The sequence below is a fragment of the Microbacterium sp. LTA6 genome, assembly GCF_045690355.1.
Classification (GTDB): domain Bacteria; phylum Actinomycetota; class Actinomycetes; order Actinomycetales; family Microbacteriaceae; genus Microbacterium.
Genome location: NZ_CP147855.1, coordinates 3,557,728 through 3,571,808, shown reverse-complemented (window position 1 = coordinate 3,571,808; position 14,081 = coordinate 3,557,728). Strand labels below are relative to the sequence as shown.

General features: G+C 67.5%; 13 protein-coding genes. 10 read left to right on the top strand and 3 right to left on the bottom strand.

The features are described from left to right. Positions 1–11 precede the first annotated feature (11 nt). Positions 12–800 (bottom strand): IclR family transcriptional regulator, encoded by a 789-nt coding sequence (locus LTA6_RS17075; RefSeq protein ID WP_363546266.1) that lies wholly within the window; start codon positions 798–800, stop codon positions 12–14. Positions 801–904: 104 nt separating this feature from the next. Between LTA6_RS17075 and LTA6_RS17070 the strand changes: the two genes are divergently transcribed. The 3 genes from LTA6_RS17070 to LTA6_RS17060 are packed head-to-tail and all read left to right on the top strand — an operon-like array spanning position 905 to position 3,529. Beyond that, entirely contained in the window at positions 905–1,693 is a 789-nt protein-coding gene (locus tag LTA6_RS17070) for a CoA transferase subunit A (protein ID WP_363546268.1), read from the top strand. Position 1,694: 1 nt separating this feature from the next. Then, a complete protein-coding gene (locus tag LTA6_RS17065; RefSeq protein WP_363546270.1) occupies positions 1,695–2,348 on the top strand; it encodes a CoA transferase subunit B in 654 nt (217 codons plus the stop codon). Then, positions 2,345–3,529 (top strand): acetyl-CoA C-acetyltransferase, encoded by a 1,185-nt coding sequence (locus LTA6_RS17060; protein ID WP_363546273.1) that lies wholly within the window; start codon positions 2,345–2,347, stop codon positions 3,527–3,529. The genes LTA6_RS17065 and LTA6_RS17060 overlap by 4 nt, the downstream gene beginning before the upstream one ends. 7 nt (positions 3,530–3,536) lie before the next feature. Here LTA6_RS17060 and LTA6_RS17055 read toward each other — a convergent pair whose 3' ends face one another. Together LTA6_RS17055 and LTA6_RS17050 are read right to left on the bottom strand one after the other, a co-directional pair. After that, positions 3,537–3,836 carry a hypothetical protein gene (locus tag LTA6_RS17055; protein ID WP_341975054.1) on the bottom strand — a complete coding sequence of 100 codons (300 nt, stop codon included), beginning with the start codon at positions 3,834–3,836 and terminating at the stop codon, positions 3,537–3,539. 9 nt (positions 3,837–3,845) lie between these two features. Continuing rightward, positions 3,846–5,051, bottom strand: coding sequence for a PLP-dependent aminotransferase family protein (locus LTA6_RS17050; protein ID WP_363546276.1), 1,206 nt, complete (start codon positions 5,049–5,051; stop codon positions 3,846–3,848). Between the two features lie 189 nt (positions 5,052–5,240). On the opposite strand from LTA6_RS17050, the gene LTA6_RS17045 reads away from it, so the two are divergent. From LTA6_RS17045 to ilvC, 7 genes are all read left to right on the top strand, one after another. Continuing rightward, positions 5,241–6,488 (top strand): MFS transporter, encoded by a 1,248-nt coding sequence (locus LTA6_RS17045; RefSeq protein WP_407358312.1) that lies wholly within the window; start codon positions 5,241–5,243, stop codon positions 6,486–6,488. Positions 6,489–6,559: 71 nt separating this feature from the next. Continuing rightward, positions 6,560–7,990: a trehalose-6-phosphate synthase gene (locus LTA6_RS17040; protein WP_341975051.1), complete on the top strand. Its 1,431-nt coding sequence runs from the start codon at positions 6,560–6,562 to the stop codon at positions 7,988–7,990. A 69-nt stretch (positions 7,991–8,059) separates the two neighbouring features. Beyond that, entirely contained in the window at positions 8,060–8,857 is a 798-nt protein-coding gene (gene otsB, locus LTA6_RS17035) for a trehalose-phosphatase (RefSeq protein WP_407358311.1), read from the top strand. 9 nt (positions 8,858–8,866) lie between these two features. Then, entirely contained in the window at positions 8,867–10,600 is a 1,734-nt protein-coding gene (gene ilvD / locus LTA6_RS17030; protein WP_341975049.1) for a dihydroxy-acid dehydratase, read from the top strand. A 59-nt stretch (positions 10,601–10,659) separates the two neighbouring features. After that, positions 10,660–12,462: an acetolactate synthase large subunit gene (locus LTA6_RS17025; protein ID WP_341975048.1), complete on the top strand. Its 1,803-nt coding sequence runs from the start codon at positions 10,660–10,662 to the stop codon at positions 12,460–12,462. A 3-nt stretch (positions 12,463–12,465) separates the two neighbouring features. Next, entirely contained in the window at positions 12,466–12,975 is a 510-nt protein-coding gene (gene ilvN / locus LTA6_RS17020) for an acetolactate synthase small subunit (RefSeq protein ID WP_102191937.1), read from the top strand. Positions 12,976–13,035: 60 nt separating this feature from the next. Further along, a complete protein-coding gene (ilvC, locus tag LTA6_RS17015) occupies positions 13,036–14,064 on the top strand; it encodes a ketol-acid reductoisomerase (protein WP_341975047.1) in 1,029 nt (342 codons plus the stop codon). Positions 14,065–14,081 lie beyond the last annotated feature (17 nt).

The following is a 14,081-nucleotide window of genomic DNA, read 5'->3' as shown; positions in this document are numbered from 1 at the left end:
ATGGAATGGCTTCAGCGTCGAGCGCCGGCGATCCGAGCGGAGAGCTGATGCGCGTGCGCGAGGAGGGTTCGCCCGAGATCGGCGATGCGGTCCGGGCCGAAGCGGAATCCGACCCCGGTGAGACTCAGCGCCCATTCCGGACGACCGGCGCGATCGAACACCGCAGCGCCGATGCCCCAGCTGCCCTCGACGATGAGGCCGGGGTTGATCGCGTAGCCGCGCTCCTTCGTCTCGGCGAGGCGAGTGCGCAACGGCTTCTGGCCGTGCGGACGCCCCCACTGCGACGCCAGGTCGGGATGGCGATCCAGATAGGCATCCACATCGTGGTCAGGGAGGAAGGCGAGGATCGCGAGTCCGGCGCTAGCGACGCCGAGGGGGAAACGCACCCCTTCGCTGAGCACGAACGAACGGATCGGGAACGAGCCCTCCTCGCGCAGCAGGCAGACCGTCTCGTCAGCACGTCGCACCGAGAAGAAGGCGCTCTCCTCGGTCTTCACGGCCAGTGACCGGACGATGTCCCTGGCCTGTGCGGTCACGTCGTAGCGTGCCGCAGCCACTGATCCCATGAGGAAGAGCTCGGGTCCCGGCATCCAGCGCGTACTCTCGCCGTCGCGGTCGACGAGGCCCTCCGCGCGCAGGGCGGTGAGAAGGCGGTGCGCGGTCGAGCGCGACAGGTCGGCTGACCGTGCGAGATCCTGCAGCGAGGCGCCGTCCGCACCGCTCGAGGTCACCAGACGCAGCAGCAGTGCCGCCCGAGCGATCGCCTGTGCACCGGGGACGATTCTCGAAGCCTGTTCCATAATATGGACGCTATCTCCGACTTCGGCCACATCGCAAGACCCGGCTTCCCTCAGGCCGGTGCGAAGCGGATGCTGGAGGGAGGACACGATGCGAAGGAGTACGCGTGATCGACAAGCAATGGGCGTCCGCGACGGAAGCCGTCGCCGATATCTCTGACGGTGCATCGCTGGCGGTGGGCGGGTTCGGGCTCTCCGGCAACCCGATCGCCCTCATCGAGGCGCTTCTCGCCCAGGGGACGAAGGATCTCAGCGTCGTGAGCAACAACTGCGGCGTGGATGACTGGGGGCTCGGCGTTCTTCTCGCGGCGCACCGCATCCGCAAGATGACCTCGTCGTATGTGGGGGAGAACAAGGAGTTCGAGCGTCAGTTCCTCACGGGCGAGCTCGAGCTGGAACTGACCCCGCAGGGAACCCTGGCAGAGAAGCTGCGCGCCGGCGGCTCCGGGATCGCCGCGTTCTTCACGCAGACCGGAGTGGGCACGCAGGTCGCCGAGGGTGGTCTCCCGCAGCGGTACGACCCTGACGGCTCGATCGCCGTCGCCTCGCCGGCCAAGGACGTGCGCTCCTTCGACGTCCGGGGTGAGCAGCGCGAGTTCGTCCTCGAAGAGGCGATCACCACCGACTTCTCGCTCGTGCACGCCCTCGTCGGTGACCGTCACGGCAACCTCATCTTCAACAAAGCCGCCAGGAACTTCAATCCGCTGGCGGCGATGGCCGGGCGCGTCTGCATCGCGCAGGTCGAGCGACTCGTGGAGCCGGGCGAGCTCGACCCCGATCGTGTCCACCTCCCCGGAGTCTTCGTGCATCGCATCGTCGAGGTCGGCTCCGACATCCCCAAGCGCATTGAACGGCGCACTGTTGCGGTTGCCGCAGACGCCACGGAAGGAGCGTGAGATGACACTCACCCGAGACCAGATGGCCGCACGCGCTGCGGCCGAGCTGCAGGACGGCTCCTACGTCAATCTCGGCATCGGTCTGCCGACGCTCGTGCCGAACCATGTGCCCGACGGTGTCACCGTCGTGCTCCAGTCGGAGAACGGAATTCTGGGCGTCGGACCGTACCCGCGGGAGGACGCCGTCGACCCTGACCTCATCAACGCCGGGAAGGAGACCGTCACGGTTCTCGCGGGGTCCGCGTACTTCGATTCGGCGATGAGCTTCGGGATGATCCGCGGTGGAAAGATCGACGCCGCGATCCTCGGGGCGATGCAGGTGTCGGCCGCGGGAGACCTGGCGAACTGGATGATTCCGGGAAAGATGGTCAAGGGCCCCGGGGGAGCGATGGATCTCGTGCACGGTGCGGCCCGCGTCATCGTGCTGATGGAGCACGTCGCGAAGGACGGCTCTGCGAAGATCGTCGACGAGTGCTCGCTGCCGTTGACCGGACGCGGAGTGGTGGATCGGATCATCACCGATCTCGCCGTCATCGACGTGACGCCGGCCGGGCTCGTGCTGGTCGAGACGGCACCGGGTGTCACGGTCGACGAAGTGATCGCCGCGACCGAGCCGCAACTGATCGTGGCCGAAGCATTGAAGGAGCAGTCATGACTGAGAAGGAAATCGTCATCGTCGCAGCGGCCCGTACGCCGCAGGGGCGACTGAAGGGGCAGTTGGCGTCGTTCACCGCGCCGCAGCTCGGATCGTTCGCCATCCGCGGTGCGCTGGAGCAGGCCTCCGTGGATCCCGCCGAGGTCGACGCGGTCATCGTCGGGCAGGTGCTCGCCGCAGGTTCCGGGCAGAACGCCGCACGCCAGGCGGCCATCGGCGCCGGAATCGGGTGGGATGTGCCTGCGCACTCCGTGAACAAGGTCTGCCTGTCGGGTCTCACCGCGATCATCGACGCCGCGCGGATGATCCGCGTCGGGGATGCGACCGTAGTGGTCGCCGCCGGGATGGAGTCGATGACGAGGGCGCCGCACCTGCTGATGGGATCCCGCGACGGGTGGACCTACGGCAGCGTCGAGGTGCTCGACCACATGGCGTTCGACGGGCTCACCGACGCGTACGACAAGGAGAGCATGGGCGCATCGACCGAGCGGCACAACGCCCGTTACGAACTCACGCGCGAGGCTCAGGATGCGGTCGCTGCGCTGTCGCACCAGCGTGCCGCCTCGGCGCAGGAGGCGGGCGTCTTCGCGGATGAGATCGTCGAGATCTCCGTTCCGCAGCGGCGCGGGGAACCGCTACGGGTGACGAAGGACGAGGGCATTCGCCCGGACACCACGGCGGAATCGCTCGCCGGGCTGCGCGCGGCCTTTGCCGAGGGCGGATCGATCACCGCGGGGAACTCCTCGCAGATCTCCGACGGCGCGTCTGCTGTCATCGTCACCTCGCGCGCCAACGCGGAGGCGAAGGGCTGGCCGATCCTGGTGACCGTCGGAGCGAGCGGTCAGACCGCCGGTCCCGACAACTCCCTGCAGGCGCAGCCGGCGCGCGCGATCGAGCGGGCCTGCGAGAAGCAGGGCATCACCCCCGTCGATCTCGATCTCGTGGAGATCAACGAAGCTTTCGGTGCTGTTGTGGCGCGGTCGCAGAAGGAACTCGGCGTGGCCTCCGACATCGTCAACATCCACGGCGGTGGCATCGCCATCGGGCATCCGATCGGAGCATCCGGAAACCGGCTCGTCGTGCATGTCGCGCACGAACTGGCACGTCGGGGCAGCGGCACCGCTGCAGTGGGGCTGTGCGGCGGCGGCGGTCAGGGAGAGGCGCTGATCCTCACACGCTGAGCCGTGGTCAGCGGCGTCGGTCCTTGGCGTGCCCCTGGGCGTCGGCCATGGCCTTCTGCGAGCGGAACTGCAGTCGCTGCGCCTTCTTCGACTTCTTCACGGACTGGGGGGAGTCGGCGTCCACGAGAACACCGCGCCTTGCGCGGTTCATGTCGACCACGGCCCCGACCGCGAGTGCCATGGTGATGCCCCAGCTCAACCAGGAGAGCACGGCCCGCCAGGTGATGGGTTCCTCGCGCGTGCCGCGCAGGAGCGAGACGCCTGCCGAGATCGCGGCGATGAGTCCGGTGCTGAAGAGGTAGCGCATGCCCCTACGCTACCCGGCGTCGCCCCAGGCGGTGCCGAGCCTTGACAAGCCGTCCCGGATCCGCTCCGGTGCGTAGGTGGTGAATGAAAGGCGGAGAGCCCGACGATCCGCCGGACCGGCGAAGAACGGCGCGCCGGGCACGTAAGCCACGTCGTGCGTCAGCGCCGAGGCGAGCAAAGACGTGGCATCCAGCCCCTCAGGCAGCCGAGCCCAGACGAACATTCCACCGTCTGGCCGGTTCCAGGAGCTCCCGGCCGGCAGCGCGGACGGAAGCGCGTCGAGCATCGCATCGCGCCGTTCGGCGTAGGCGGAGCGGATTCGCTCCAGCGCGGCTTCGCCGCGACCGGAGTCCAGATAGTGAGCCGCAGCCGCCTGGTCGACCGTGGAGGTGTGCAGGTCGGCGGCCTGCTTGGCGATCGTGACCGTCGGTCGAACGTTGGCGGTCGTCCGGATCCAGCCGATGCGCAGGCCCGGCGCGATCACCTTCGAGAAGCTGCCGAGGCTGAGCACGTGGTCGGGAGCGAAAGCCGACAAAGACGGGAGGGGGTCGCCGGAGTAGCGCAACTGCTTGTACGGCTCGTCCTCGATGATCCGGAAGCCGTGCCGGATCGCCGTTTCGGCGATCCTCTCGCGCGCAGGGAACGCGTGGGTCCTCCCGGTCGGGTTCTGGAATGTCGGCACCGTGTAGAAGAACTTCGGAGAGTGTTCGGCGGCGAGGCGTTCCAGCGCGTCGAGGTCGAGTTCATCCCCGGCATACGGAACGCCGATGACATGAGCGCCGGCCAGCGCGAACGTCTGCAGGGCGGCGAGGTAGCAGGGCTCCTCCACCAGGATGCGATCGCCGGGATCGAGCAGCGCCGTGGCGAGCAGGCCGAGGCCCTGTTGCGATCCCGTGGTGATGATCAGATCGGATGCCGCAGTCTCCAGACCGTCGACGGTGTAGCGCCGAGCCACCTCTTCTCGCAGTGCGGGGTTGCCATCGGAGGGGGAGTACTGCAGCACGTTCGGCTGGCGCAGCACGTTGTCGAAGGAGTCGCGGATCCCGTCGAGGTCGAACAGTTCGGGAGCAGGAAGTCCGCCGGCGAAGGAGATGACCTCCGGCCGTTCGGTGAGCGCGAGAAGATCACGAACCGGTGAGGTCTTCGCCGAGGCCGCGCGCTGCGATCTTCCCGGCAGGGTGAGAATCCGGTCGGTGGTGTCCGCGGCTGACGTCATGTCGGTCTCTCCGTCCTGGGGCGTGTCGCCCAGGATAGCGGCGCCGCTCTCCGCACGCGGCCACTGTGTCGCGGTATCATGGAGTCGCCGCAATTCGACTGCGGCCGCACACCGTGTAACTACCGGCCGCCGGCATTCCGGCGGACAGCGGCGGCACCAGATCACCGCGTCCGTCGACGCGTGAGAGCCATGGCACAGACACACATCGCACCTCGGCAGAGCCTTCTCAAGCTCGCAGGTCTCCCGTATTTCCTGATCGCCTTCATCGCGCGGCTACCTTTCGCGATGATGGTGGTCGGCGTCCTCACCGTCGTCGTCGCCGCCCGCGGGTCGATCTCCCTCGGCGGACTCACGTCGGCATCCGTCGGGCTCGGAACGGCGTGCTTCGGGCCGTTCCTCGGCGCCGCCGCCGACCGGTTCGGGCAGCGGGTCGTCCTGCTGACCCTGGCGATCGCGAACGGCACGATGCTGGTGCTGTTCACCGCCACCGTCTACAGCTCCGCCGCCGACGCACTCGTGCTGCTCACCGCCGTCGGGATCGGCGCGACCGCACCCCAGGTCGCGCCGATGTCGCGCTCGCGATTGGTCACGATGATCGCGGACCGGATGCCGCCAGCCCAGCGCGCCGGCACGCTCTCGGGGACGATGGCCTATGAATCGGCGGCGGATGAGACGGTGTTCGTGTTCGGCCCGTTCCTCGTCGGCGTCCTGGCCTCTGCCATCGCGCCGTGGGCTCCGTTGGTCGGAGCGGCGGCGCTCACCGTCCTGTTCGTCGGTGCGTTCGCGCTGCACCCGAGCGGTCGCCACGTCTCGCTGGACCGTGACGCGTCAGGGCGGGCGCCGTCTGCCGTCGCTGATCTGTTCCGTCCGCAACTGCTGGTGGTGGTGCTGGGCATCCTCGGTGTCGGGCTCTTCTTCGGCGCGATGCTCACGGCGCTCACGTCATTCATGGCCGATCGGGGTGCTCCGGAACAGGCTGGTCTTCTCTACGGCGTGATGGGCGTCGGGTCGGCGCTGCTCGCCCTCGGCGTCGCCTGGCTTCCGCCGTCGTTCTCGCTCCGCGCACGCTGGCTGGTGTTCTCCGGCATCCTGCTGGCCGGCTCGCTGCTGCTCGGATTCGTCGATTCCGCCGCGATGATGATGCTCGCATTGGCGATCATGGGCGTCGGTATCGGACCGACCCTCGTCACCCAATACAGCTTCGGCGCCGCACGCAGTCCGCTCGGACGTTCGGCGACCGTGATGACGATGCTCGGGTCCGGCGTCATCGTCGGACAGTCGATCGGCGCCGCGGTCACGGGTGCGATCGCCGAGAGCGTCGGCACGGCGCCCGCACTCGTGCTGCCGGTGGTCGCAGCGTCCATCGCATTCGCCGCGGGAGTAGTGAACTGGTCCCTCAGCCGCACCCGACCGCGCCGTCGTCGCGTCGCAGCCTGACGGGCGTGGCGTCGGAGGCTCGGCAACCTCGATAGCCTGGGGGCACTGAACCGCAGGCGTGAGGAGTCATCATGACCGCCGCAGATTTCGTCGTCGTGGCCAACCGGCTGCCCGTCGACCGTGTTGCCGGGCCCGACGGAGAAGAAGTCTGGCGCACGTCGCCGGGTGGACTCGTGGCTGCGCTCGAGCCCGTGATGCAGAGCGTCAACGGCGCCTGGGTGGGGTGGCCGGGGCAGGCCGACCTCGAGGTGAAGCCCTTCGCATCCGGTGGCATCCGACTCATCCCGATCGCGCTGAGCGAGCAGGAGGTCGCGGAGTACTACGAGGGATTCTCCAACGACACGATCTGGCCGCTCTACCACGATGTGATCGCGCCTCCTCAGTACCACCGCGAATGGTGGGACGCGTACGTCGCGGTGAACCGGCGCTTCGCTGACGCCGCTGCCGCCGCGGTCGCGCAGGACGGGACCGTCTGGGTGCACGACTACCAGCTGCAGCTCGTTCCGCAGATGGTGCGGGCGCTGCGACCGGATGTGACCATCGGGTACTTCCATCACATCCCCTTCCCGACACACGGGCTCTACGCGCAGCTGCCGTGGCGTGGCCAGGTGCTGCGCGGGCTCCTCGGCGCGGACGTGATCGGATTCCAGCGGGCGACCGATGCCACGAACTTCCTCAACGCCGTGCGCCGCCGGTTGAAGTACGAGATCAAGTCGTCGACCGTCACCGTGCCGTCGGGCAACGGCGAGATCGACGACAGAGGCGATTCGCACCGCGCGCTGGTGAAGGCCTTCCCGATATCGATCGACACGGCGCCGTACATCGAGCTCGCCCGGCGCCCGGACATCCAGGCGCGCGCAGCCGAGATCAGAGCGAACCTCGGCAATCCGAAGTACGTGCTGCTCGGAGTCGACCGCCTGGACTACACCAAGGGCATCGGTCACCGCGTCAAGGCATACGGTGAGCTGCTCGCCTCAGGAGACCTCTCCGTCGAGGACGTCACACTCGTGCAGGTCGCGAGTCCGAGCCGCGAACGCGTGGATGCCTACGCGAACCTGCGCGACGAGATCGAGCTCTCCGTCGGCAGGATCAACGGCGACACCGACACGATGGGGCACACCGCGATCCGGTACCTGCACCAGGGATTCCCCCGTGAGGAGATGGCGGCCCTGTACCTGGCCGCCGACGTGATGCTCGTGACCGCCCTCCGTGACGGCATGAACCTCGTGGCCAAGGAATACGTCGCCACTCGAATCGACAATCGTGGTGTGCTCGTGCTGAGCGAGTTCGCCGGTGCTGCCGACGAGCTCGGCAACGCGATCCTGGTGAATCCTCATGACATCGAGGGCCTCAAGGAAGCCATCATGCGCGCTGTGGAGATGCCGCCGCGGGAACAGACACGACGGATGCGTGCGCTCCGGCGCCGAGTGCTCGACAACGACGTGAACGCCTGGTCGAACTCGTTCCTCGCCGCCCTCGCCGCGGCGCGCGAAGCACGCTGACCGCCGCGTGCGGCCGCGCTCCTGCGTGAGAGGCTGGCAGAGCACGGATACCGAACAAGGAGATGCCCTGTGACCCGCAGCTGGACCCCCGGAACACCGGATGCCGACCTCTCGGCGATCGCCCGGACGCCCCGACTGGTCGTCGCGCTCGACTTCGACGGCGTCGCTTCGCCTCTGGTCGCCGAACCGATGGCGGCACGGGCCCTTCCCGAGGTGGCCGCCCAGGCGAGTCGACTCGCGTCGTTGCCGGACACCCTCGTCGCCTACGTCTCCGGGCGAAGCTTGCACGACCTTCGTGAGATCACCGAACATGACGACGCCTCGCCGATAGTTCTCGCCGGCTCGCACGGCGCTCAGTACTGGTATCCGGGCATCGGTGAGCTCGACAGCGGGAGCGAACAGACGGCTGGAGAGACACGCGAGGCACTCTGGGAGGCAGCCCGGCCGATCATCGACCGTTACGAGGGGGCTGAGTTCGAGCCGAAGACCTTCGGGATGGGAGTGCACACCCGTCGCGCTGACCGCGAGACCGAGGCTCAGGTGTTCGCCGAGATCGACGCGCTCGTCGCCGAGCGATTCCCGGGTCTGCGACGTCGGGCCGGCCACCGCGTACTCGAGTTCTCCTCCCGCACCGAGGGCAAGGACGCCGCGATGGCCGCCCTCCGCGAACACTTCGATGCCACCGGGATCCTGTTCGCCGGCGATGATGTCACCGACGAGGACGCGATGCGCGTACTTCAGGACGACGATCTCGGGGTGCGGGTCGGGCCGGGGGAGAGCGCGGCGGCGCTGCGTGTGGACAGCCCACAACAGATCGCCCAGCTTCTGGAGACGCTCGCGGACGAGCGGGCCGCGCGGCAGGAATAGACTGCCGTCATGTCCCCGCATGATCCTTCTGCCAGCGCGCCCGCCGATTCCCGCACCGTCGACATCAAGCCCCGCAGCCGAGTCGTCACCGACGGCATTGAAGCCACGACTTCTCGTGGCATGTTGCGTGCCGTCGGCATGGGAGATGCCGATTGGGAGAAGCCGCAGATCGGGATCGCGTCCAGCTGGAACGAGATCACCCCTTGCAACCTGAGCCTCGACCGTCTCGCTCAGGGTGCGAAGGAGGGCGTGCACGCCGGCGGCGGATACCCGCTGCAGTTCGGCACCATCTCGGTTTCTGACGGCATCTCGATGGGCCACGAGGGCATGCACTTCTCGCTCGTGTCGCGCGAGGTCATCGCCGACTCGGTCGAGACCGTGATGATGGCGGAGCGGCTCGACGGGTCCGTGCTCCTCGCGGGTTGCGACAAGTCCATCCCCGGGATGCTGATGGCCAGCGCCCGTCTCGGCCTCTCCAGCGTGTTCCTGTACGCCGGGTCCATCGCGCCCGGCTGGGTGAAACTCTCGGACGGCACCGAGAAGGAGATCACGATCATCGACTCGTTCGAGGGCGTCGGCGCCTGCCGAGCGGGCCGGATGAGCGAGGAGGACCTCAAGCGCATCGAGTGCGCCTTCGCGCCGGGAGAGGGCGCATGCGGCGGCATGTACACTGCCAACACCATGGCATCCGTCGCCGAGGCCCTCGGCCTCAGCCTCCCTGGATCAGCCGCCCCGCCCGCAGCCGACCGTCGTCGCGACTATTACGCGCACCGCTCCGGTGAAGCCGTGGTCAACCTGCTCCGCCAGGGCATCACCACCAAGGACATCCTGACCAAGGAGTCCTTCGAGAACGCGATCGCCCTCGCCATGGCGCTGGGCGGCTCGACCAACGTCGTCCTGCACCTCCTCGCCATCGCCCGTGAGGCCGAGATCGAGCTGAGTCTGCACGACTTCAACCGCATCGGCAGCAAGACCCCGCACGTCGCCGACATGAAGCCGTTCGGCCAGTACGTCATGAACGACGTCGACCGCCACGGCGGAATCCCGGTCATCATGAAAGCGATGCTCGACGAGGGGCTCCTCCACGGCGATGCACTCACGGTCACCGGCAAGACCGTTGCCGAGAACCTGGCCGACCTGAATCCGGACCCGGTGGATGGCGACGTGATCCACACGTTCGACAACCCGATCCACGCTTCCGGCGGCATCACGATCCTGCACGGATCGCTCGCACCCGAGGGCGCCGTCGTCAAGTCCGCCGGCTTCGACGCCGACGTGTTCGAGGGGCCGGCCCGGGTGTTCGAGCGCGAGCGGGGGGCGATGGACGCCCTCGCTGCCGGCGAGGTCAACGCGGGCGATGTCATCGTGATCCGCTACGAAGGACCTAAGGGCGGGCCCGGGATGCGCGAGATGCTCGCGATCACCGCCGCCATCAAGGGCGCCGGGCTCGGAAAAGATGTACTACTCTTGACAGACGGTCGATTCTCAGGCGGCACAACCGGACTGTGCATCGGCCACATAGCACCCGAAGCGGTGGACGCAGGTCCTATCGCCTTCGTGCGCGATGGTGATCTGATACGGGTCGATATCGCGGCTCGCACCCTCGACCTACTCGTCGACGATGCAGAGCTCGCCTCCCGCCGCTCTGGCTGGGAGCCGCTTCCCCCGCGCTATACCCGTGGCGTTCTTGCCAAGTACTCGCGTCTCGTGCGGTCCGCCGCCGAAGGCGCGACGACCGGCTGAATCGCGTCGGCCACGCCTCCGGCATCCGACGTCGTCCACAGACCACCAGAAGGAATGTCATGACTGCTGATCCCGTCTCGGCCGTGCCGAGGCCACCCGCCCGCCAATCCGCCGCCCCAGAGCTCTCGGGCGCCGAGGCCGTCGTCCGGTCGCTGGAGCTGCTCGGTGTCACCGACGTCTTCGGGCTGCCCGGTGGTGCGATCCTCCCGCTCTACGACACGTTGATGGGCGACTCCCAACTCCGCCACATCCTGGTGCGCCATGAGCAGGGCGCCGGCCACGCCGCCGAGGGCTACGCCTCGGCGTCGGGCCGCGTCGGGGTCTGCATCGCGACTTCCGGTCCCGGCGCCACGAACCTCGTCACGGCGATCGCCGATGCCTACATGGACTCGGTGCCGCTGGTCGCGATCACCGGTCAGGTGTTCTCCACGCTGATGGGGACGGATGCCTTCCAGGAGGCCGACATCGTCGGCATCACGATGCCCGTGACGAAGCACTCCTTCCTCGTGAAGGACCCCGCGGACGTTCCAGGAGCCCTCGCCGCCGCCTTCGAGATCGCCTCCACGGGCCGCCCCGGTCCCGTGCTGGTCGACATCACCAAGGACGCGCAGCAGGCATTCGCGCCGTTCATCTGGCCGCCCAAGATCGATCTTCCCGGGTATCGCCCGGTGACGAAGGCGCACGGCAAGCAGATCCAGGCCGCAGCGAAACTGCTGGCCGAGGCGAAGAAGCCGGTCCTGTACGTCGGTGGCGGCGTGATCCGCGGCCGCGCATCGGCGGAACTGCTCGAGTTCGCCGAATCGACCGGCGCTCCCGTCGTGACGACCCTGATGGCACGCGGCGCGTTCCCTGACTCGCACGCGCAGCACCTGGGCATGCCCGGGATGCACGGCACGGTTCCCGCCGTGCTGGCGCTGCAGGAAGCGGATCTGCTGATCTCGCTCGGAGCTCGCTTCGATGACCGCGTGACCGGCAAGGCCGCGCTGTTCGCACCGAACGCGAAGGTCGTCCACGTCGACATCGACCCGGCAGAGATCTCCAAGATCCGCACCGCGGACGTGCCGATCGTGGGTGATGTGCGCGAAGTACTGATCGACCTCGACGCGGCGTATCGCGGCACCGTCGGTGACACGAAGCCGGACACCGAGGAGTGGTGGTCGTATCTCGACGGACTGCGCGATGAGTTCCCGCTCGGCTTCGCGCCGACCACCGACGGACTTCTCGCACCGCAGTACGTGATCCAGCGCATCGGCGAGCTCACCGGTCCCGAAGCCGTATACGCGGCGGGCGTCGGACAGCACCAGATGTGGGCTGCCCAGTTCATCAAGTACGAGCGTCCCAACGCCTGGCTGAACTCCGGGGGAGCAGGCACCATGGGCTACTCGGTACCGGCGGCGATGGGTGCGAAGGTCGCCGAACCCGATCGTGTGGTCTGGGCGATCGATGGTGACGGCTGCTTCCAGATGACCAATCAGGAGCTCGCGACCTGCACGATCAACAACATCCCGATCAAGGTCGCGATCATCAACAACTCCTCGCTGGGCATGGTGCGCCAGTGGCAGACCCTGTTCTATGACGGCCGACACTCCAACACCGATCTGAACACCGGGCACGGCACGGTCCGCATCCCCGACTTCGTCAAGCTGTCGGAGGCCTACGGGTGCCTTGCGATCCGCGTGGAGAAGGAAGAGGAAGTGGATGCCGCGATCAAGCTGGCACTCGAGACCAACGACCGTCCTGTCGTGATCGACTTCGTGGTCAGCGCCGACTCGATGGTGTGGCCGATGGTGCCGCAGGGCGTCAGCAACAGCTACGTCCAGTACGCGCGGGAGCACGCCCCCGAGTTCGATGAGGAGATCTGAGCCATGTCGACCCACGTACTGAGTCTGTTGGTGGAGAACAAGCCGGGTCTCCTCACACGCGTCGCCGGGCTCTTCGCCCGTCGCGGCTTCAACATCGAGTCGCTCGCTGTCGGCGTGACCGAGGTGCCAGGGATCTCCCGCATCACGGTCGTCGTCGACGTCGAGGACCTGCCGCTCGAACAGGTGACCAAGCAGCTGAACAAGCTGATCAACGTCATCAAGATCGTCGAGCTCGACCCGGCGTCCTCCGTGCAGCGCGACCACATGCTGGTCAAGGTGCGCACCGACAACGCGACCCGCTCGAACGTGATCGAGGTCGTGAACCTGTTCCGGGCCTCGGTCGTCGACTACGCCCCCGACGCGCTGGTCGTCGAGGTGACCGGCGACAAGGGCAAGGTAGAAGCGATCCTGCGGGCGCTCGAGCCCTTCGGCATCAAGGAGATCGCCCAGTCCGGCCTCCTCGCGATCGGCCGTGGCGGCAAGAGCATCACCGAGCGCGTCCTGCGCGGCTGACAACTTTCACAATTTCAGGGGCTCCGTGTCCCGCACGAACCACTACCAAGGAGAAAAACAGTGAGCACCGAGATCTTCTACGACGCAGACGCAGACCTGTCCCTGATCCAGGGCAAGAAGGTCGCGATCGTCGGCTACGGATCGCAGGGCCACGCCCACGCGCAGAACCTGCGCGACTCGGGTGTCGAGGTCGCGATCGCCCTCAAGGAGGGCTCGAAGTCCGCCGCGAAGGCCGAAGAAGCCGGCTTCCCGGTCAAGACGGTGGCGGATGCCGCCGAGTGGGCTGACGTCATCATGATCCTCGCGCCGGACCAGTACCAGCGCACCATCTTCAACGAGTCCATCAAGGACAAGCTGACCCCGGGCAAGACGCTCGCGTTCGCACACGGATTCAACATCCGCTTCGGCTACATCGACGCTCCCGAGGGCGTCGACGTCATCCTCGTCGCCCCGAAGGCGCCCGGCCACACGGTGCGGCGTGAGTTCGTCGCCGGCCGCGGCATCCCGGACATCATCGCGGTCGAGCGCGACGCGTCCGGCCACGCCTGGGACCTCGCGCTCTCCTACGCGAAGGCGATCGGCGGCACGCGTGCCGGTGTCATCAAGACGACCTTCACCGAAGAGACCGAGACCGACTTGTTCGGTGAGCAGGCCGTGCTCTGCGGTGGCGTCAGCCACCTCGTGCAGGCCGGCTTCGAGACCCTGGTCGAGGCGGGCTACCAGCCGCAGATCGCCTACTTCGAGGTGCTGCACGAGCTGAAGCTCATCGTCGACCTGATGTGGGAGGGCGGCATCGCCAAGCAGCGCTGGTCGGTCTCCGACACGGCCGAGTACGGCGACTACGTCTCCGGCCCGCGCGTCGTGACTCCCGAGGTCAAGGCGTCGATGCAGGCGATCCTCTCCGACATCCAGTCGGGTGCCTTCGCAAAGCGCTTCATCGACGACCAGGACAACGGCGGCGAAGAGTTCCTCGCGCTCCGCGCGAAGGAAGAGACGCACCCGATCGAGGCGACGGGCAAGGAGCTGCGCGCTCTGTTCGCGTGGAAGCAGCAGGACGAAGACTACGTCGACGGCAGCGCTGCGCGCTGATCTGAAGCACGAAGAAA